The following is an 18,925-nucleotide window of genomic DNA, read 5'->3' on the forward strand; positions in this document are numbered from 1 at the left end:
AGGAGGTGTATAAGGGACAGGTGCCGGACAGTCGCAGAGACCTGGGCAGCACGTCGCGCCGTTGGACGTCTGGAATCGGGCGCCAAGTCGAACCGGACCTCCATCTCGAAGGCACCGCCGGAGATCCTCCAGTCGGCCGCGTCTCCGTTTCACGTGAAACGGAGGCGCCTCGCAGGTTGAAGATTAGCCGCCACCTCGCGGGTGCTCGCCGAGCCACGGCGGCGGACCAGGCTTCGCGTGCCTCCTGCTAGCGGAAGTGGCCGCCAGACATCACGCGCAACCGACTCGGGGAATCTGCGGTCGTCGACACCGGATCGCCAGCACGGAGTCGCCTACACACGAAATCCGGTCCACGTTCTCCAGGACCAAGCCGGCAGCACGAGACCGTGCACCGCCGTTGGACTCGGTATCGCGGACTGCTCCACCGCTGGTACACACGGGAACAGAATTCGGCGCTCGGCCAGCGACCGTGCGATCACCATCACCGGCGGCACGGAGACCCGGCACTCCAGCGGCACCTACCGCCTTTGGAACGGCTATGAGCTCGACATCCGACCGACCGCATGTGTGGATGGCTACATCACCGGCAACTTCACGTAGGTCGGATACTTGCCTGGCTGGGGTCACCGGTACCACTCCGGCGCAGGCAACCGGTACACCAACGAGGGCAACCACTGGGACACCCTCTACCACAACTGCGGCGCCTGCTGACGGCGCATCCGGCAGGCCCACACGGCGTACTACAGCACCCACGTCCCGGGTACCTGCCGACAGCCAAAACGGACGGGAACGGGGTGGCCACCTCAGGCGACCGCCCCGTTCCACGTGAAACATCCGAAGCGAGATCCAGCTACTTCCCACGTCTCGCCCGCACGACGGTCGTCGACTCGACTCCCTCCACCGTGGCGGCCTCCAGGATCTCCAGGTCGGCCGCGCCGAACTTGCGCAGCACCTTCCGCGCCGGCTCCACCTCCTGCGCCACGTTGCGCCCCTTGAGGATCACGAGTTCGCCACCCACCCGAACGAGCGGCATGCTCATCCGGACCAGCTTGGACAGCGCAGCCACCGCACGGGACGTCACGGCGTCGACCTCGAACGCATCGTGAAACTCCTCGGCCCGCCCTCGCTTCACCTGAACATTCGTCAGCCCGAGCTCTGTCACGACCTCGTTGAGCCAAGTGGTGCGCCGCTCCATCGGCTCGACGAGGATCACCTCGAGCTCGGGACGCATCACCGCGATCACCACTCCCGGCAACCCCGCGCCCGAACCGATGTCCGCGACCGACCCCGACGTCGGCAGGTACTGCACCACCGCTGCGGAGTTGAGGATGTGCCGTTCCCAGATCCGTGGCACCTCGCGCGGTCCGATCAGCCCGCGCAGCTCCCCCTGGTCGCGGAGCAGGTCGGCGTAGCGAGTAACGCCGTCGTACGCGTCATCCAAGTAGGCCTTGACCGCGTCGCTCGCACCCAGCGTCTCGCTGTCGGGCGTCTCAGCGATGGCGCCGGACTCCTCCGGCTCTGCCACGTCCGAATCTTGCACGTCCCCGTCCTCCACTCGTTGTCGAAAGAAGCCAAACACACCGAGGGCCGGCGCACGTCCTCGGGACGCGCACCGGCCCTCGGCCGAAACCAGTGACTCAGTCGGTAGCTGCAGCCGGCTGGACCACCACATACCGCTCCGGCTCGACGCCTCGCGAGTCGCTGACCAGGCCGGCGGCCGCAACGGCGTCGTGCACGACCTTCCGCTCGAAAGCGTTCAGCGGGTCGAGCTCGACCTCCTTGCCGGAGGCCCGCACCTGCTCGACGGCGTGTTCCGCGATCCGAGTCAGCTCCACCCGACGGGCGGCTCGGTAGCCGCCGATGTCGAGCATCAGGCGGCTGCGCTCCCCCGTCCGGGTCTGCACAGCGAGGCGCGTGAGCTCCTGCATCGCGTCCAGCACCTCACCCTCCCGGCCGATGAGCTGAGCGAGCGATTCGGGGTCGTCGGCGACCACCTCGACCGCTGCGCGGTCGTGCTTGATGTCGAGGTCGATGTCGCCGTCGAGGTCGGCGATGTCGAGGAACTCTTCGAGGTAATCCGCAGCGATCTCGCCCTCTTCCTCGAGGCGCTTGGTCCGGTCCTCCGGATCCACGACCGGGGCCGCGGGATCGGGCGCGGCCGTACCTGTGCTCGCGTTCATCGCGTGTTCCTCCTACTTCTTCTGCTTGCGCTTGCCCGACGACGACGAGGTCGTCCCCGGGGTCGCGCCGGACGGCTTCGGCTTCGAACCCGGCTGGCTGCCGGACGTCGTGCCCGACGGCTTGGCCTTGGGCTTGGCTCCGGGCTTCCCCGTCGTCGTCGCGTCGGGCGCGTCCTGCGGCGCGTCCGGCGCGTCCTGCGGCGCGGACTGCGCGATCGCCGGGCGGGGAGGCGTCGAGCCCTTCTGCCGGCTCTTCCGCTTCGGCTGGACCCGCTGGCCGCTCTTCGGCTCCTCGACCACGGGGGTCTCGTCCTCGATGACCTGACCGCTCTTCGCGGCGCGCTTGGCCGCCTTCGCCGCCTGCCGCTCCTTCATCTGCTTCTCAGCGAGGGAGCCTGGCGTCGGCATGCGCTTGATCGTGTAGTACTGCTGCCCCATGGACCACAGGTTGGTCACCGTCCAGTAGATGAGGACACCGACCGGGAAGTTCACGCCGGAGATCGCGAAGACGAGCGGCAGCATGTACAGCATCATCTTTTGGGTCTGCGCCATCGGACCCTCGAGGGCCGACGGGGGCATGTTCTTCATCGTCAGCTGGCGCTGCGTGGTGAACGTCGTGACGCTCATCGCGACGATCAGCACGATGACGACGGTGCGCGAGACCCACGAGTCGGTCTGCAGGAAGACGTCGCTCAGCTGCGCACCGAACAGTGTCGACGACTCGATGTCGCCGGCGACCGAGCGGGTGATCGGGCCGATCGGGTCAGCGGAGCCCGTCGAGATGGGCTCCAGGCCGTTCAGCACCCGGAACAGAGCGAAGAAGATCGGCGACTGCAGCAGGATCGGCATGCAGGACGCGAACGGGTTGGTCCCGTGCTTCCGGTACAGCTCCATGGTCTCGCGCGTCATGTTCTCGCGGGAGGCGGGGTCCGTCTTGCCCTTGTACTTCTTCTGCACCGCCTGCAGCTCGGGCTGGATCATCTGCATCCCGCGCGAGGCCTTGATCTGCTTGAAGAAGAGCGGAATGAGCAAGATCCGGATGACGATCACGAGGGCGACGATCGACAGGACCCACGCCGTGCCCGGGCCTGCCGCCATCCCGAGTGTCGTGAAGACCCAGTGCGATCCGTAGATGATCCAGGCGACGACCCATTCGATCGGCCAGAGGAATGCGAAGAAGTCCATCGGTCAAGAAGCTCCAGAGTTGATGACGCAAAGTCTGCGGGGTGCGGTGTCGTGTCGGCGGCACGAGCCGGGGCAGGTCAGCCCTCGGGGTGAGTGTGCGCGCCGCGCACGGGCGGCACGTCGTCGACGCCGCCGAGACTCCACGGGTTGCACCGCAGCAGGCGCCACAGCGCGAGACCCAGCCCGCGCAGTGCGCCGTGCCGCCGAAGCGCGATCACGGTGTACTGCGAGCAGGACGGGTAGTACTTGCAGCTCGGAGGGCTCATCGGGCTGATGAACGCCTGATAGAAGCGCACCATCCCCACCAGCAGAGTCACCGGGAGCCGGCCGATCAACGAGGGCTCGCGCGGCGGTGCCTCACCCTCAGGTGCGGGGATGGTGGTCATCTCTTCCCGTCTCCGGCCGCTCGTGCGACCGCACGGCGCAGGCACGAGTCGAGGTCTCGGTCGAGGTCCGCATACGTGGCGGCGGCCGACGGCGGGAGGGCGCGCACGACCGCACGGGCAGCGGGCGGCAGCGCCGAGAGGTGCTCGGCCGCGGCGGCACGGAGCCGACGCTTCACCAGATTGCGCTGCACGGAGTTACCCACAGCCTTGGAAACGACAAAACCGACCTGAGGAGTTCCCGATCCCGGATCCGCGACGCTTTCGTCCGGCACCAGGAGGTGAACCACCACGGTCGATCGACCTGCACGCGTGCCGCGGCGCACCGTCCGCTCGAAGTCGACGGAACGGCGCAGACGGTGCGCCGCGGGCAACATGGCTCAGGCTGAGAGCTCGGCGCGACCCTTGCGCCGGCGGTCCGCCAGGATGGCGCGGCCGGCGCGGGTGCGCATGCGCAGCCGGAAGCCGTGGGTCTTTGCACGACGGCGGGTGTTCGGCTGGAAGGTCCGCTTGCTCACGAGGTACTCCAAGAACGTCGGGGTAGGCACACCGTCTGTCCTCGACGATGCAGTGAAAGTTGGCCGTTCGGTACAGCGATCGGCCTAGCCGACCCAAGGCCTGCCCCACTGGTCGTGGCCGACGTCGAAGGACGTGGCCCGAGTCCATGTGTGGGCGCGCAGAAGTACCTGGAACGGCTGTATGACGTTACGCCGCCGAGGCCCTCCCGGTCAAACCAGAACGGCGGGATCATGCGTGTCGGACGCGCCACACCGCCCGCTCAGACACCCTTCACGAGCGGTCCGGTGACCGGCCCGTGTACCACTGTTTCAGCGGCGATCTGCGCAATCCACAACCTGTGGACAACTGTGTGGACGGTGCCCCATCATGGCAGACTCCAAGACACCCCCCAGCGCGCGCACCACCCCCACGCACGAGACGAAGGAAAGCCAGTGGCCAACCCGGACGAGAACATCGGCGACGTCTGGGCACAGACCCTGACGGCGCTCGAGGCCCGGCCCGACATGAGCCCCCGGCAGCTCGCCTTCATCCGACTGGCCAAGCCCATGGCCGTGCTCGACGACATGGTGTTCATCGCCGTCCCCCACGAGCAGACCCGTACGTATCTCGAGACGGCGGTCCGGGACGACCTGGTCTCCGCCATGTCCTCCGTGCTCGGCCGGGACGTCCGCTTCGGCATCACCGTAGACCCGGAGCTGAGCAGCAGCACGCTCGCCGGTCCCTCGCAGATCTCCGGGCCGGCGGCGCTCTCGCTGGAGCACGAACCGCCGGAGCCCGAGCAGGCGCAGATGCCGATCGCGCCTCAGCCGGCGCCGAAGCCCTCGGCCGAGCCCACCCGGCTGAACCCGAAGTACATCTTCGAGACGTTCGTCATCGGCTCGTCCAACAGGTTCGCGCACGCGGCCGCCGTCGCGGTCGCCGAGGCACCGGCCAAGGCGTACAACCCGCTCTTCATCTATGGCGACTCGGGACTGGGCAAGACCCACCTGCTGCACGCCATCGGCCACTATGTCCACAACCTGTATCCACACATCCGGGTGCGGTACGTGAACTCCGAGGAGTTCACCAACGACTTCATCAACAGCATCGGTGAGGGCAAGGCGGGCGCGTTCCAGCGCCGCTACCGCGACGTCGACGTCCTCCTCATCGACGACATCCAGTTCCTGCAGGGCAAGGAACAGACGATGGAGGAGTTTTTCCACACGTTCAACGCGCTGCACAACGCCAACAAGCAGGTCGTGATCACGTCTGACGTCCCGCCGAAGCAGCTGAACGGGTTCGAGGACCGCCTGCGCTCCCGCTTCGAGTGGGGCCTCATCACCGACGTCCAGCCGCCCGACCTCGAGACGCGCATCGCGATCATGCGCAAGAAGGCCGCCAGCGAGCACCTCGACGTCCCGGCCGACGTCCTCTCCTACATCGGCTCCAGGATCTCGACGAACATCCGGGAGCTCGAGGGGGCGCTGATCCGGGTCACCGCGTTCGCGAACCTCAACCGGCAGCAGGTCGACCTGGCCCTCGCGGAGATCGTCCTCAAGGACCTGATCACCGATGACGACGACACCGCGGAGATCACTCCCGCCGTGGTCATCGCACAGACCGCTGCCTACTTCGGCCTCACCATCGACGATCTGTGCGGATCGTCACGGTCCCGCGTGCTGGTGACCGCCCGGCAGATCGCCATGTACCTGTGCCGTGAGCTCACGGACCTGTCGCTGCCGAAGATCGGCCAGCAGTTCGGTGGGCGCGACCACACCACGGTCATGCACGCCAACAAGAAGATCGCCGGCCAGATGGCGGAGCGCCGCTCGACCTACAACCAGGTCACCGAGCTCACGAGCCGGATCAAGCAGCAGCAGCGCGGCTGACGCCCGATCTCTCGTCGCTCGATCCTTTGAGCGACCGGCGAGGCTCCAGATCGGACATCGCACCGTTTCTGCGCGTATCCCCACCCCTGTGCATAGCCTTGTCGGCGCACAGGGGTGTTGCGTATCCGCACCTCCACAGGTCTATCCACACGCGGATCCCCGGCTTCTGGCGGTTCTTCTCCGCTCGTCCCCAGCACTGTGGACGCATCCTGTGCAGAACTCGGCTCTTCGCTCTGACCTGCCAATACACCCCTGGGGACAAGCCTGTGGATGGCTGTGGACGAACCCCGGATTTCTGTGGGCGGAGACACCCGAATCGGTGGACAGCCTGTGTGTAGAAATCCGCGCTCCACAGGGGTCCCCAGTTCATGCACAGACCGACACACAGCTCCTCCACAGGAAAAAAGGGCCTCTGACCTGCGACAAGACCTGATATCCCCAGTTTCCACAACACCGACTACTACTACGAGATCTATCTCTAAGGGGGAATCCACACGCCTTCATCAGGCGGTCCGAGCGCTGACCACCCCACTTCGAACATTAGTACTAGGAGCGCCGGGACGTCCATCCACAGCCCCTGCCTATCGAGTGCCACGAGGTCAGCAACTCGCGTAGGGTTTCCCTCGACAGTCCAGGAACAAGAGGAGATGCAACGGCATGAAGTTCAGGGTCGAGCGCGACGTCCTCGCCGATGCCGTGACATGGACCGCTCGCACGCTCCCCACGCGCCCGCCGGCTCCAGTGCTTGCCGGTGTCCGCATCGAGGCAGACGCGCAGGGCGTGATCAACCTGGCGAGCTTCGACTACGAGACGTCAGCCCGTTCCGAGATTCCGGCCGAGGTCGCGGAACCCGGCACGGTGCTCGTCTCAGGCCGCCTGCTGGCCGAGATCTCGCGCGCGCTGCCCAACAAGCCCGTGGACGTGGCGCTGGAGGGCAACAAAGTCGTCGTCACCTGTGGCGCCAGCCGGTTCACACTTCTCACCATGCCTGTGGACGAGTACCCCGCTCTGCCCGGGCTGCCCGAGGTCAGCGGCACCGTCTCCGGCGACGCGTTCACCCATGCGGTCGCTCAGGTCACGGTCGCGGCCAGTCGCGACGACACCTTGCCGCTGCTCACCGGCGTCCGGGTGGAGATCGAGGGTGAGCGCATCACCCTCCTGTCCACGGACCGGTATCGGCTGGCGCTCCGGGAGCTCACCTGGACCCCGGCCACCCCGGGCTTCTCCGCGGTGGCACTCGTCCGCGCACGCACCCTCAACGACGTCGCCAAGTCCCTCGGGTCCGGCGGCCTGGTGAACGTCGGTCTGTCCACAGGCCAGGGCCTGGACCTCGTGGGATTCGAGGCGGGCGGCCGACAGACCACATCGCAGCTGGTCGAGGGCGACTACCCCGCCGTGCGCCGGCTGTTCCCGGACAGCACCCCGATCCACGCCGTGGTCGCGACCGCTCCCCTGATCGAGGCCGCGAAGCGGGTGAGCCTGGTCGCGGAGCGCAACACGCCGATCCGCCTCTCGTTCAGCGAGGGGCAGGTGGTGCTCGACGCCGGCCACGGAGACGACGCACAGGCCTCGGAGGCCCTCGAGGCGGTCCTCGTGGGCGAAGACATCGCGGTCGCGTTCAACCCGCAGTTCCTGCTCGACGGACTGGGCGCCCTGGGCACCGACTTCGTTCGCCTGTCGTTCACGCACCCCAACAAGCCGGTCGAGTTCACCGGCCAGGGCAGCCTGGACGGCGAGGACGACTCCGCGTACCGGTATCTGCTGGTCCCGATCCGCTTCACCGGCTGACCGCCCGGGCCCGCCCCGTTGACGGGCCCGTCGTCCACAGCCGCCTCATCGTCAGACCGCACAGCCGGCCTGCGCCAAGTACGGCCGCCACGTGCGAGCCCGTTTGAACGACCCTGGAGGAAGTACGCACATGGTCACCCACATCGGCCTGGTCGGCCTGGGGAAGATGGGCAACAACATGCGGTCCCGCCTGCGGAAGGGCGGTATCGAGGTCACCGGGTTCGACCCGCGGCCGGAGGTGTCGGACGTCCCTACACTCGCCGATCTGGCCACCGCGCTCCCGCAGGAGAAGCGAGTCGTCTGGGTGATGGTCCCCGCGGGTGAACCGACGCGCGGTGTGCTCGACCAGCTTGCCGAGATCCTCTCCGAGGGCGACATCGTGATCGAGGGCGGCAACTCGCACTACGTCGAGGACCAGGAACGCGCCGCGGATCTCGCCAAGAACGGCATCGGCTACCTCGACGTCGGGGTGAGCGGCGGCGTCTGGGGCCTCGAGAACGGCTACGGCCTGATGGTCGGCGGATCGGCCGAGGACGTCGAGAGCGTCATGCCGGTCTTCGACGCGCTGCGTCCCGAGGGCCCGCGCGAGGAGGGATTCGTCCATGCCGGCGGCGTCGGCGCCGGCCACTACGCCAAGATGGTCCACAACGGCATCGAGTACGGCCTCATGCAGGCGTACGCCGAGGGCTACGAGCTGCTGGCAGCCAAGTCGGACCTCATCACCGACGTGCACGGCACGGTCCGGGCCTGGAGCCGCGGTACCGTCGTCCGCTCCTGGCTGCTGGACCTGATGGTCAAGGCGCTCGAGGAGGACCCGAAGCTCGCACTCCTCGACGACTGGGTCGACGACTCCGGTGAGGGCCGCTGGACCGTGGACGAGGGCATCGACATGGCGGTACCGCTTCCCGTGATCTCCGCCGCGCTCTTCGCCCGGTTCGCCTCCCGCCAGGAGCAGTCGCCGGCGATGAAGGCCGTTGCGGCGCTGCGCCAGCAGTTCGGCGGCCACGCGGTGAAGTCGGCGGAGTAGCGGCCGGGACACGTACGATCTCCTACCGATGTACGTCTCCCACCTCTCCCTGCTGGACTTCCGGTCGTATGCCTCGGCCGACGTCGAGCTCGAGCCCGGGGTCAACGCCTTCGTAGGGCGCAACGGCCGGGGCAAGACCAACCTCGTCGAGGCGATCGGCTACGTCGCGACACTCGATTCGCACCGGGTGGCCACGGACGCCCCGCTCATCCGTTCGGGTGCGGAGCGGGCCGTCGTGCGGACGCGGATCGTCCGCGGCGATCGTGCGAGCACCGTCGAGCTGGAGATCACCCAGGGCAAGGCGAACCGCGCGCGGATCAATCGCGGCCAGCAGGTCCGGGCGCGTGACGTGCTGGGCATCCTGCGGACCGTGCTGTTCGCGCCCGAGGACCTCGCCCTGGTCAAGGGAGAGCCGGATGGTCGACGGCGGTTCATGGACCAGCTCCTGGTTCTGATGATGCCGCGGGTGTCCGCCGTGCTGACCGACTACGAGCGAGTACTCCGGCAGCGTTCGGCTCTGCTCAAGTCCGCGCGGGCGGCGCGTCGTTCGAGCGGCTCGTCACGGGCGGAGAACGCGGCCGCGGCCGAGCTCGCGACGCTCGACGTCTGGGACGCCCGGCTCGCCGAGCTCGGTGCGGAGATCCTGTCGCTCCGGGTCCAGCTGATCGACGCGCTGCGCCCCGCGGTCGCTGCGGCGTACGAGCAGGTGAGCGATGCGGACGGCGACGCGGAGATCACCTACCGGTCGTCGCTGCCTGCACTCTCGGCCGGTAATCCACCGGAGTTGTCCACAGGGTCTGGGGATAACTTCACCGATGTCGGACAGCTGCGTGACCTGCTGCTCGACGCCCTGGTCACCGCTCGTCCGCAGGAGCTCGAGCGAGGTGTGAGCCTCGTCGGCCCGCATCGGGACGACCTCGTGCTGACGCTCGGCGGGCTGCCCGCCAAGGGCTACGCGAGCCACGGCGAATCCTGGTCGTTCGCACTCGCGCTGCGGCTCGCGTCGTTCCGACTACTCGGGGGAGATCCGCAGAATTCGGCGGATTCACCCGCTTTTTGGAACCCCGATCTGGGTACCGATGCCGATCCGGTACTGATCCTGGACGACGTGTTTGCCGAGCTTGACGTCCGACGTCGGGAACGGCTCGCAGACCTGGTCCTCCCGGCCCGCCAGGTGCTCGTGACGGCGGCCGTGCCGGAGGATATCCCGGTGGCCCTCGACGGCGTACGGTTTCACGTGGAACCCGGGACGGTGACCCGTGACTGATGAATCTCCACAGGGGCCTGTGGATAACTCTGAGCCCCAGTTGACCCCGGCGTCGGAGGTGGCGCGAGCCGCCCTGAACCGGGCCAAAGCAGCGGCTCGTGCCCGCGGCCTGCGGCCCGGCTCACCGGCGCGCCGCTCTCCCCTGGCGGAGCCCCGGTCCAGCGGATCAGGGCCCGGCGCGCGTGACCCGCAGCTGCTCGGGTCGGTCGTCGGCCGGCTCCTGCGCGAGAAGGGCTGGACCGAGGAGGTATCGGTCGGCGGCGTCATGGGCCGATGGCGCGAGGTGGTCGGACCGGAGATCGCGGACCATTGCACACCTGAGACCTTCGAGGACAAGGTCCTCCTGGTGCGCGCTGACTCCACCGCCTGGGCCACCCAGCTGCGGCTGCTGATCCCGACGTTGATCCGGCGCATGGCGGAGGAGATCGGCGAGGGCGTGGTCGAGGAGGTCACGGTGCTCGGACCGGCCGGGCCAGGCTTCCGGAGGGGCCCGCGTGCCGTGCGGGGACCAGGGCCGCGGGACACCTGGGGCTGACAGCCACCGAGTCGTGCACCGGCTCGTTTCCGCGGGCCGTGGAAACGCAAAGGGCTCCCCGGCCAAAGCCGGGGAGCCCTCTCAGCTCAGCTGCGCTGTGGCGTCAGCCAGGAGCTATGTGCTCAGGCGTTCTGCATGCGCTTGCGGGCCCAGACCAGGGCGATGCCGCCGGCGGCGAGGAGCGCGGCGAACGCGATGGCGCCACCGACGGTCGCACCGGTCGCGGCGAGCACCGGGGGCTCCTCAGCGGCGGGGCTCGGCGAAGCGGACGGCTCCTCCGACGGCTCGGGGACCGGCGCGACCGAAGCCTCGTCGGTGGGTGCCTCGGAGGGCTCCGGGGTCGGCTCCTCGGACGGCTCGGGCTCGGTGACGGGGGGCTCGCTCGGCGTCGGCGTCGGCTCCGGGGTCGGCTCCGCGTCAACGCAGGCTTCGATGGTGCCCGTGGCCGGGACCGTCTCGATGCCGTTCGGGGTCCTCGCATCCTCGTTGCCCGGACCCCAGTTGAACTCTTCGCCGTCACTAGCGACGACACTGGCCTCCCAGGTGTGCTCGACCGTCGGGTCCAGGCCGGGCAGGGTGGCGGACAGTGACCTACCGAACGTCTTCTCGACAGCGAGCTTGCCGTCGACAACAAGAGTGAACTTGTTGTCTCCATCAGCGTAGTAGTTGAGGTTGTAGGTGATCGACGAACCCGCTTCGACGTCGCAGACACTGCTGACGGCAGGGGTGTGAGCGGACGCAGGTGCCGCGCCGGCGACGATGCCGCCGAGGGTGAGAGCGGCGAGGGCGCCGCCCGCGAGAAGTTTCTTCACAGTGAAGTCCTTCGAGAGAGACTGGGCGCAAAGTTGCGCATATGACCGGTCGGCGCTATTAGAGCAGAAAACAACAAATCGGGGAAATGTCACCCCCTGCCCGGAATCTTCTGACCTTCGACAGACGTGACCATGACGATTCGGAGGCCATCCAATGCACGTGGGCGCTGCGCGCCGAACGTGTGTGCGCATCACCCTGACCAACCGACGATCTGGAGGTCGGGCGGGCTTGGTCGAGGGTCCTTCCGAGCGCTCGATCAGGTCCCGGAGACCCCCCTCCGAACCGCGCCAGGGCCCCAAAAATCACCCTGTGGAGAAAGGTTGTGGAGGAGTGGCTACAAACACCCCAGGATCCCGGGTTTTCGCCGCTCAGAAGGTAGTATGAGGGGGTCAACCGCGCCGGGTTCCCAGGATCGTCCTGAGGACCCGGAACGCTGAGCACCGACGAGCCGTCGGACCGTACGTCAGCACCCGAGCACGGCATGGACCCTCCGGGTCCGAGCCGCTCGTGCAGCCGCTGGTACGTCCGTCGTCGTGCACATCGTGTGCCTGAAAGACGAGGAGCAACCCCGCCCGTGACAGAGCGAATCGACGGCGGCTACGACGCCGGGAACATCACAGTCCTGGAAGGTCTCGAGGCCGTTCGTAAGCGACCGGGCATGTATATCGGATCGACCGGTGAGCGTGGGCTCCACCACCTTGTGTACGAGATTGTGGATAACGCTGTGGACGAAGCCCTCGCGGGCCACGCCACCGAGATCGACGTGCGTCTCCTGCCCGATGGCGGGGTGCGCGTCACCGACGACGGTCGAGGCATCCCGGTCGCGATGCACCCGACCGAGGGCAAGCCCACCCTTGAGGTCGTCATGACGATCCTGCATGCCGGCGGCAAGTTCGGCGGCGGCGGTTATGCCGTGTCGGGCGGCCTGCACGGCGTCGGCATGTCCGTGGTCAACGCACTGAGCTACCGGTTCGTCTCGGAGGTGCGCCGCGACGGATACCACTGGCGCCAGGAGTACACCGAAGGCGGCAACCCGATCACCGGCGTCGAGCAGCTCGAGCCGCTGGGCGCCGACGAGCACACCGGCACGACGCAGACGTTCTGGGCCGACGGGACGATCTTCGAGACCACCGAGTACGACTTCGAGACGCTCCGCGCCCGCTTCCAGCAGTACGCGTTCCTCAACAAGGGCCTGAAGATCACGCTGACCGACGAGCGTGCGGGGCACTCCTCCGCCACCGACGAGGTCACCGGGGCCGAGCCCGAGGTCGCGCCGGACGACGTCGTCGGCACCGACGGCCGGTCGGCCGAGGACGGGCAGGGCGAGGGCCAGGACCCCGTGAGCTGGCGCACCGTCACCTACAAGTACGACCACGGTCTCATGGACTACGTCCACCACCTCAACTCCGCGAAGCGCGTGGAGCTCATCCACCCCGACGTGATCTCGTTCGAGAGCGAGGACACGGAGCGCAAGATCGCCGTCGAGGTCGCGCTCCAGTGGACCAGCGCCTACAGCGAGTCGGTGCACACCTTCGCGAACACGATCTCGACCACCGAGGGTGGAACGCACGAGGAGGGGTTCCGCGCGGCGATGACCACGCTGGTCAACAGCTACGCGCGCGACAAGGGCATCATCAAGGAGAAGGACGAGAACCTCACGGGTGACGACATCCGCGAGGGCCTCACGGCGGTCATCTCCGTGAAGCTCGGCGAGCCGCAGTTCGAGGGCCAGACCAAGACCAAGCTCGGTAACACCGAGGCCAAGACCTTCGTGCAGCGCGTGGTGCGCGAGCAGCTGGTCGACTGGTTCGACGCGCACCCGAACGAGGCACGCGACGTGATCCGTAAGGCGATCTCGGCCTCGCAGGCCCGGATCGCCGCCCGGAAGGCGCGCGAGGCCACCCGCCGCAAGGGCATCCTCAACGGCGGCGGCATGCCGGGCAAGCTCAAGGACTGCCAGTCGCGGTTCCCCGACGAGTGCGAGATCTACGTCGTCGAGGGTGACTCGGCAGGCGGCTCGGCGGTGCGCGGGCGCAACCCGCACAACCAGGCGATCCTCCCGCTTCGCGGCAAGATCCTGAACGTGGAGCGTGCGCGCCTCGACAAGGCGCTCTCGAACGCCGAGGTCCAGGCGCTGATCACGTCGTTCGGCACGGGCATCGGCGAGGACTTCGACATCTCGAAGCTGAAGTACCACAAGATCGTGCTCATGGCCGACGCCGACGTCGACGGCCAGCACATCTGCACCCTGCTGCTGACCCTGCTGTTCCGCTACATGCGTCCCCTCATCGAGCACGGCCACGTGTACCTCGCGCAGCCGCCGCTCTACCGCATCAAGTGGAGCAACGCGCCGCACGACTACGTGTACTCCGACCGGGAGCGCGACGCGTTCCTCGAGGCCGGCGCCGCACAGGGCAAGCGGATCCCCAAGGACAACGGCATCCAGCGCTACAAGGGCCTGGGTGAGATGGACTACTCCGAGCTCTGGGACACCACCATGGACCCGGATCACCGGACGCTGCTGCAGGTGACCATGGACGACGCGGCCGCGGCCGACGAGATCTTCTCGGTACTCATGGGCGAGGACGTCGAGTCCCGCCGCACCTTCATCCAGCGCAACGCCAAGGACGTGCGTTTCCTCGACATCTGAGGAGTGAGCTCGCGAGCCAGGAGCTCGCGAGCCCCGGAGCGTTCGCCCTACCCGGGCGTGCGGCGTCGGGCACGGACATGGCGGCCCAGGAGACGAAGTGACACGCCCATCGGCGTGGAAAGGAAGTACAGACGGTGACGGACGAGACACCCGGCGTGGAGAACTCCGACGACGGCATTCCCATGGACGACGCGCGCGTAGCCGTGCACCACGGCCGTGTCGAACAGGTAGACCTGCAGCTCGAGATGCAGCGGTCGTACCTCGACTACGCGATGAGCGTGATCGTGGGCCGCGCGCTGCCCGACGTGCGGGACGGCCTCAAGCCGGTGCACCGCCGGGTCATCTATGCGATGTACGACGGCGGCTACCGGCCGGACCGCGCGTTCTCCAAATGCTCGCGCGTCGTGGGTGACGTCATGGGTAAGTACCACCCGCACGGCGACACCGCGATCTACGACACCCTGGTTCGCCTGGTCCAGGACTGGGTGCTGCGGTACCCACTGGTCGCCGGCCAGGGCAACTTCGGCTCGCCGGGCAACGACCCCGCGGCGGCCCCGCGGTACACCGAGTGCAAGATGGCGCCGCTCGCGCTCGAGATGGTGCGCGACATCGAGAAGGGCACCGTCGACTTCCGGCCGAACTACGACGGCCGCACGCAGGAGCCGGTGGTCCTCCCCGCACGCATCCCGAACCTGCTGGTGAACGGCTCGGCGGGCATCGCCGTCGGCATGGCCACGAACATCCCGCCGCACAACCTGCGCGAGGTGGCCGACGGCGTGCGGTGGCACCTCGCGCACCCGGAGGCCACGCGCGAGGAGCTGCTCGAGGCGCTCATGCAGCGCATCAAGGGCCCGGACTTCCCGTCCGGCGCGCAGATCCTCGGCCACAAGGGCATCGAGGACGCCTACCGCACGGGCCGCGGCTCGATCACGATGCGTGCGGTGGTGAACGTCGAGGAGATCCAGAACCGGATCTGCCTGGTCGTCACCGAGCTGCCGTACATGGTGAACCCGGACAACCTGGCGTCGAAGATCGCTGACCTCGTCAACGACGGCCGCATCCAGGGGATCGCCGACATCCGCGACGAGACGTCGGGGCGTACCGGGCAGCGCCTGGTGATCGTGCTCAAGCGCGATGCCGTGGCGAAGGTTGTGCTGAACAACCTCTACAAGCACACGCAGCTGCAGGAGAACTTCAGCGCGAACATGCTCGCGCTGGTCGACGAGGTGCCCCGCACGCTCAGCATCGACGCCTTCGTGCGGCACTGGACCACGCACCAGATCGAGGTCGTGCGCCGGCGTACCGAGTACCTCCTCAAGGAGGCGCAGGACCAGATCCACATCTACGAGGGCTACCTCAAGGCCCTCGACGCGCTGGACGAGGTCATCGCGCTGATCCGCCGCTCCCCCGACGTCGACGAGGCGCGGACCGGCCTGATGGACCTGCTCACCATCGATGAGCAGCAGGCGAACGCGATCCTCGCGCTGCAGCTGCGCCGTCTGGCGGCCCTCGAGCGGCAGAAGATCCTCGACGACCACGGCAAGCTCCAGGCCGAGATCGACGACTACCTGGACATCCTCGCCAAGCCGGACCGCCAGCGGTCCATCGTCGGCGAGGAGCTCGACGAGGTCACCGAGCGCTGGGGCGACGAGCGTCGCACCACGATCCTCCCGTACGACGGCGACATGTCCATGGAAGACCTCATCCCCGAGGAGGACGTGGTCGTCACGATCACGCGCGGCGGATACGCCAAGCGGACGCGGACGGACAACTACCGCTCCCAGAAGCGCGGCGGCAAGGGCGTGCGCGGCGCGCAGCTGCGCGAGGACGACATCGTGGACCACTTCTTCACGACGACGACCCACCACTGGATGCTGTTCTTCACCAACCTCGGCCGCGTCTACCGGGCCAAGGGCTACGAGCTGCCCGAGGGCGGCCGGGACGCCAAGGGCCAGCACGTCGCGAACCTGCTGGCGTTCCAGCCCGGCGAGAAGATCGCCCAGGTGCTCGACATCCCCGACTACGAGGCCGCCGAGTACCTGGTCCTGGCCACGCGCCGTGGGCTCGTGAAGAAGACCCGCCTGAGCGAGTACAACTCGCCGCGCACGGGCGGCCTCATCGCGATCAACCTGCGCGAGGACGCCGACGGCGCCGCGGACGAGCTGGTCTCGGCGCGGCTCGTGAACGCCGACGACGACCTCATCCTCGTGTCGCGCAAGGGCCAGTCGATCCGCTTCCACGCGGACGACGAGTCGATTCGTCCGCTGGGCCGGGCCACGTCGGGTGTCACCGGGATGAAGTTCCGGGAGGAGGACGAACTGCTCTCCGCCGCGGTAGTCATTGACGGAGCCGACCTCTTCGTGGTGACCGAGGGCGGTTTCGCCAAGCGCACCCGCATCTCGGAGTACCGGATCCAGGGACGCGGCGGCCTCGGCATCAAGGTCGCGAACCTCGTCGAGGCGCGCGGTGATCTCGTGGGCGCGCTCGTGACGCACTCCGACGACGAGGTGCTGGTCATCATGGAGCGCGGCAAGATCGTGCGCTCGGCCGTCGCCGAAGTTAACCTCACCGGCCGGAACACCCAGGGAGTAACCTTCGCAAAGCCGGACAAGGGCGACAGGATCATCGCCGTCGCGCGCAACGCGGAGCGTGAAGACGCGGGCGAGGCGGTGGGTGCTGTGGACGAGAACTCCGACGGCGAATCCGCAGAGCGGGTTACCGTGGAGGAGATCCCGAACCCTGAAGAAGATCCGAGCACCCCTGAGCAGGACAGCACCGGACGCGAGGACAGCTGATGACGAGTGACAAGAGCGGGCCCGTGCGCACGGCGACGCCCGCACTCGACGAAGACCTGGATGACACCCGGGTTCGCAAGGACGTGACTGGGAAGCAAGCTCCAGTCGCGGACTCCGGGACGGAGCAGACAGGGGCAAGCTCAGCCACGAGTGCGGTGTCGACCACGCCGGAGACCTCCGCCACCGACAGCTCGGACAGTGCGTCCGAGCCGGGGCAGAAGAACGGTGCTCCCGTGGAGCCGATCACCGTCGTCGCGCCGACGCCCCAGCCTGCTTCGGCGACCAAGCCCGCCACGCCCGCGGCCAAGCCCGCCGCAGTGCGGCCGGGCGCCGAGCCCCCGGCTCCGCCTGCACCGAGCGACTCGGGCTCGACCGTCCCTACGACGGGTGGCGTCTGGCGGTCCGCCTACGAGGCGGGTCGTTCGGGGAACGAGTCTGCTCCGCCAGCACCGGACACCGACGAGGCCACTGCGCCGGCCGGCCTCGTGTCGGCGATCGGCCGTGCCTCGGCGAAGACGGACACCGCTGCCCCGCAGAGTGCCGGGCAGCCGGGCACGAAACCGAAGTCCTGGAACCGGGTCTCGGCCCCGCCGCCGGCCCCGCCGGAGCCTGGCACCGAGGGGGCGGACGGCGTCCGGGCGGGCGCGATGAAGGCAGCCCAGGCCGCCCTCGACGCCGCCCGCAGTGCGGCGAAGAAGGTCTCGTCGATCATGCCGGACGAAGAGCCGCCTGCGACGACACCGAGCGCCACCGGTCCCAGGCCGGAGATGCACTACACGGCGGGCGGAGTCCGAGGCACCGCCACTCCTGCGGGCGCTCCCGCCGCAGGCACGGGCCAGCAGCCGCAGGTGCGGCCGGCGTCGGCTCCCACGCCCGAGGTACCGCGTCCGGCACCGGCAGGTCCGCGGCGCGTGCGCCTCGCGATCTCGCGGGTGGACCCGTGGTCGGTCATGAAGCTGGCGTTCCTGCTGGCTGTCGCCATCGCGATCATGACGGTGGTCGCCACCGCGGTGTTCTGGTCGGTGCTCAACAGCCTCGGTGTGTTCACGACCGTGCAGAGCTTCGTGGCGGACGCCGTCGGGCCGCAGAGCAACGTGAACCTCACGCAGTACGTGGAGTTCCCCCGCGTCATCTCTCTCGCGACACTGATCAGCATCTGCAATATCGTTCTGCTGACGGCGATCGCCACCATCATGGCGTTCCTGTACAACATCACTGCAGCACTGGTCGGCGGCGTGCACATGACGCTGACCGACGACTGACCGGCGCCTTCTCGGCGCCACCCAGAGCGTTCTCGTGTGCTGTTGCGCACGGCTCGACGCACGTCACACCGCGGACCGCGATTTCGGTTTGGGACATCGTCCCTACCTGGGGTAATCTCCAGTGTCGCGTGAGCGTGCGGAACGCTCGCCCGGGGCTATAGCTCAGACGGTTAGAGCGCTTCCCTGATAAGGAAGAGGTCGGAGGTTCAAGTCCTCCTAGCCCCACTCCCGGACCTGCAGAGGCTCCCCAGGAGGAACTCGTGAAGAAGCTGCTCATAGTGCTGCTCGCCGCTGGTGCCGGCTACGTTATCTGGCGCAAGCTCAGCGAGGACGCAGCAGGTCGCGATCTCTGGTCCGAGGTCACCGACTCGATCGACTGAGCGGCCCTCAGCGGGGCCATGGCGCAATTGGTAGCGCACCTGCTTTGCAAGCAGGGGGTTGCGGGTTCGAGTCCCGCTGGCTCCACCTGGTGAAGGCCGTTGACCTGCTGGTCAACGGCCTTCGACGTTCCTCGCGAGGCCCCTGGCCCGCTGGGCCTGACGTACAGCGACAGAGAACGATCTGACCCGCGCTTTCGCGGCATCCATCGCCTCTACCCCTCACCCGAGCACTGCTGGCGGCCCACATTCAACCTGACCGCATGGCGAAGAAAA

General features: G+C 68.0%; 16 protein-coding genes and 2 tRNA genes. 11 read left to right on the plus strand and 7 right to left on the minus strand.

Features of this window, described 5'->3' with window-relative positions; genetic code table 11:
- Window positions 1-850: 850 nt before the first annotated feature.
- The 6 genes from rsmG to rpmH all read right to left on the minus strand — a co-directional run bounded on the left by rsmG (window position 851) and on the right by rpmH (window position 4,266).
- Window positions 851-1,525, minus strand: coding sequence for a 16S rRNA (guanine(527)-N(7))-methyltransferase RsmG (gene rsmG, locus EW117_RS28025; protein ID WP_242504620.1), 675 nt, complete (start codon window positions 1,523-1,525; stop codon window positions 851-853).
- Between the two features lie 112 nt (window positions 1,526-1,637).
- A complete protein-coding gene (locus EW117_RS28030; RefSeq protein WP_129790016.1) occupies window positions 1,638-2,180 on the minus strand; it encodes a Jag family protein in 543 nt (180 codons plus the stop codon).
- 12 nt (window positions 2,181-2,192) lie between these two features.
- Complete coding sequence (gene yidC, locus EW117_RS28035) at window positions 2,193-3,365, minus strand: membrane protein insertase YidC (RefSeq protein ID WP_129790017.1); 1,173 nt, start codon at window positions 3,363-3,365, stop codon at window positions 2,193-2,195.
- Between the two features lie 77 nt (window positions 3,366-3,442).
- On the minus strand, window positions 3,443-3,751 hold the full coding sequence (gene yidD / locus EW117_RS28040; protein WP_129790018.1) for a membrane protein insertion efficiency factor YidD: 309 nt from the start codon (window positions 3,749-3,751) through the stop codon (window positions 3,443-3,445).
- Window positions 3,748-4,125, minus strand: coding sequence for a ribonuclease P protein component (rnpA, locus tag EW117_RS28045; RefSeq protein ID WP_129790019.1), 378 nt, complete (start codon window positions 4,123-4,125; stop codon window positions 3,748-3,750). The genes yidD and rnpA overlap by 4 nt, the downstream gene beginning before the upstream one ends.
- Before the next feature lie 3 nt (window positions 4,126-4,128).
- Window positions 4,129-4,266 carry a 50S ribosomal protein L34 gene (rpmH, locus tag EW117_RS28050; RefSeq protein ID WP_108493057.1) on the minus strand — a complete coding sequence of 46 codons (138 nt, stop codon included), beginning with the start codon at window positions 4,264-4,266 and terminating at the stop codon, window positions 4,129-4,131.
- Between the two features lie 432 nt (window positions 4,267-4,698).
- Here rpmH and dnaA point away from each other — a divergent pair, with 432 nt between their 5' ends.
- The 5 genes from dnaA (at window position 4,699) to EW117_RS28075 (ending at window position 10,752) form a co-directional block, all read left to right on the plus strand.
- Window positions 4,699-6,135: a chromosomal replication initiator protein DnaA gene (dnaA, locus tag EW117_RS28055; RefSeq protein WP_108492793.1), complete on the plus strand. Its 1,437-nt coding sequence runs from the start codon at window positions 4,699-4,701 to the stop codon at window positions 6,133-6,135.
- Between the two features lie 657 nt (window positions 6,136-6,792).
- Window positions 6,793-7,923: a DNA polymerase III subunit beta gene (gene dnaN / locus EW117_RS28060; RefSeq protein ID WP_129790020.1), complete on the plus strand. Its 1,131-nt coding sequence runs from the start codon at window positions 6,793-6,795 to the stop codon at window positions 7,921-7,923.
- Between the two features lie 130 nt (window positions 7,924-8,053).
- Window positions 8,054-8,950, plus strand: coding sequence for a phosphogluconate dehydrogenase (NAD(+)-dependent, decarboxylating) (gnd, locus tag EW117_RS28065; protein WP_129790021.1), 897 nt, complete (start codon window positions 8,054-8,056; stop codon window positions 8,948-8,950).
- A 28-nt stretch (window positions 8,951-8,978) separates the two neighbouring features.
- Complete coding sequence (gene recF, locus EW117_RS28070) at window positions 8,979-10,217, plus strand: DNA replication/repair protein RecF (protein WP_129790022.1); 1,239 nt, start codon at window positions 8,979-8,981, stop codon at window positions 10,215-10,217.
- Window positions 10,218-10,257: 40 nt separating this feature from the next.
- Entirely contained in the window at window positions 10,258-10,752 is a 495-nt protein-coding gene (locus EW117_RS28075) for a DciA family protein (RefSeq protein ID WP_242504621.1), read from the plus strand.
- 122 nt (window positions 10,753-10,874) lie between these two features.
- Here EW117_RS28075 and EW117_RS28080 read toward each other — a convergent pair whose 3' ends face one another.
- Window positions 10,875-11,564 carry a hypothetical protein gene (locus EW117_RS28080; protein WP_129790024.1) on the minus strand — a complete coding sequence of 230 codons (690 nt, stop codon included), beginning with the start codon at window positions 11,562-11,564 and terminating at the stop codon, window positions 10,875-10,877.
- A gap of 575 nt (window positions 11,565-12,139) precedes the next feature.
- Here EW117_RS28080 and gyrB point away from each other — a divergent pair.
- From gyrB to EW117_RS28105, 6 genes are all read left to right on the plus strand, one after another.
- A complete protein-coding gene (gene gyrB, locus EW117_RS28085) occupies window positions 12,140-14,215 on the plus strand; it encodes a DNA topoisomerase (ATP-hydrolyzing) subunit B (RefSeq protein WP_129790025.1) in 2,076 nt (691 codons plus the stop codon).
- Between the two features lie 134 nt (window positions 14,216-14,349).
- Window positions 14,350-17,010 (plus strand): DNA gyrase subunit A, encoded by a 2,661-nt coding sequence (gyrA, locus tag EW117_RS28090; RefSeq protein WP_422891560.1) that lies wholly within the window; start codon window positions 14,350-14,352, stop codon window positions 17,008-17,010.
- Window positions 17,010-18,272 (plus strand): DUF3566 domain-containing protein, encoded by a 1,263-nt coding sequence (locus EW117_RS30400; protein ID WP_242504622.1) that lies wholly within the window; start codon window positions 17,010-17,012, stop codon window positions 18,270-18,272. Before gyrA ends, EW117_RS30400 begins: the two co-directional genes overlap by 1 nt.
- 151 nt (window positions 18,273-18,423) lie before the next feature.
- Window positions 18,424-18,497 (plus strand) — tRNA-Ile (locus EW117_RS28100).
- Window positions 18,498-18,532: 35 nt separating this feature from the next.
- Window positions 18,533-18,652 (plus strand): DLW-39 family protein, encoded by a 120-nt coding sequence (locus tag EW117_RS30405; RefSeq protein ID WP_242504623.1) that lies wholly within the window; start codon window positions 18,533-18,535, stop codon window positions 18,650-18,652.
- A 12-nt stretch (window positions 18,653-18,664) separates the two neighbouring features.
- Window positions 18,665-18,737, plus strand: a tRNA-Ala gene (locus EW117_RS28105).
- Window positions 18,738-18,925: the final 188 nt, after the last annotated feature.

The sequence above is a fragment of the Promicromonospora panici genome (genome assembly GCF_900608595.1).
In the GTDB taxonomy this organism is placed as follows: Bacteria; Actinomycetota; Actinomycetes; order Actinomycetales; family Cellulomonadaceae; genus Promicromonospora; species Promicromonospora panici.

What these genes read in the sequence shown, in the direction of transcription:
- EW117_RS28030 (WP_129790016.1), bottom strand. Translation starts at nt 2,180, where the DNA reads ATGAACGCGAGCACAGGTACGGCCGCGCCCGATCCCGCGGCCCCGGTC.
- yidC (WP_129790017.1), bottom strand. Translation starts at nt 3,365, where the DNA reads ATGGACTTCTTCGCATTCCTCTGGCCGATCGAATGGGTCGTCGCCTGG.
- yidD (WP_129790018.1), bottom strand. Translation starts at nt 3,751, where the DNA reads ATGACCACCATCCCCGCACCTGAGGGTGAGGCACCGCCGCGCGAGCCC.
- rnpA (WP_129790019.1), bottom strand. Translation starts at nt 4,125, where the DNA reads ATGTTGCCCGCGGCGCACCGTCTGCGCCGTTCCGTCGACTTCGAGCGG.
- dnaN (WP_129790020.1), top strand. Translation starts at nt 6,793, where the DNA reads ATGAAGTTCAGGGTCGAGCGCGACGTCCTCGCCGATGCCGTGACATGG.
- gnd (WP_129790021.1), top strand. Translation starts at nt 8,054, where the DNA reads ATGGTCACCCACATCGGCCTGGTCGGCCTGGGGAAGATGGGCAACAAC.
- recF (WP_129790022.1), top strand. Translation starts at nt 8,979, where the DNA reads ATGTACGTCTCCCACCTCTCCCTGCTGGACTTCCGGTCGTATGCCTCG.
- EW117_RS30400 (WP_242504622.1), top strand. Translation starts at nt 17,010, where the DNA reads ATGACGAGTGACAAGAGCGGGCCCGTGCGCACGGCGACGCCCGCACTC.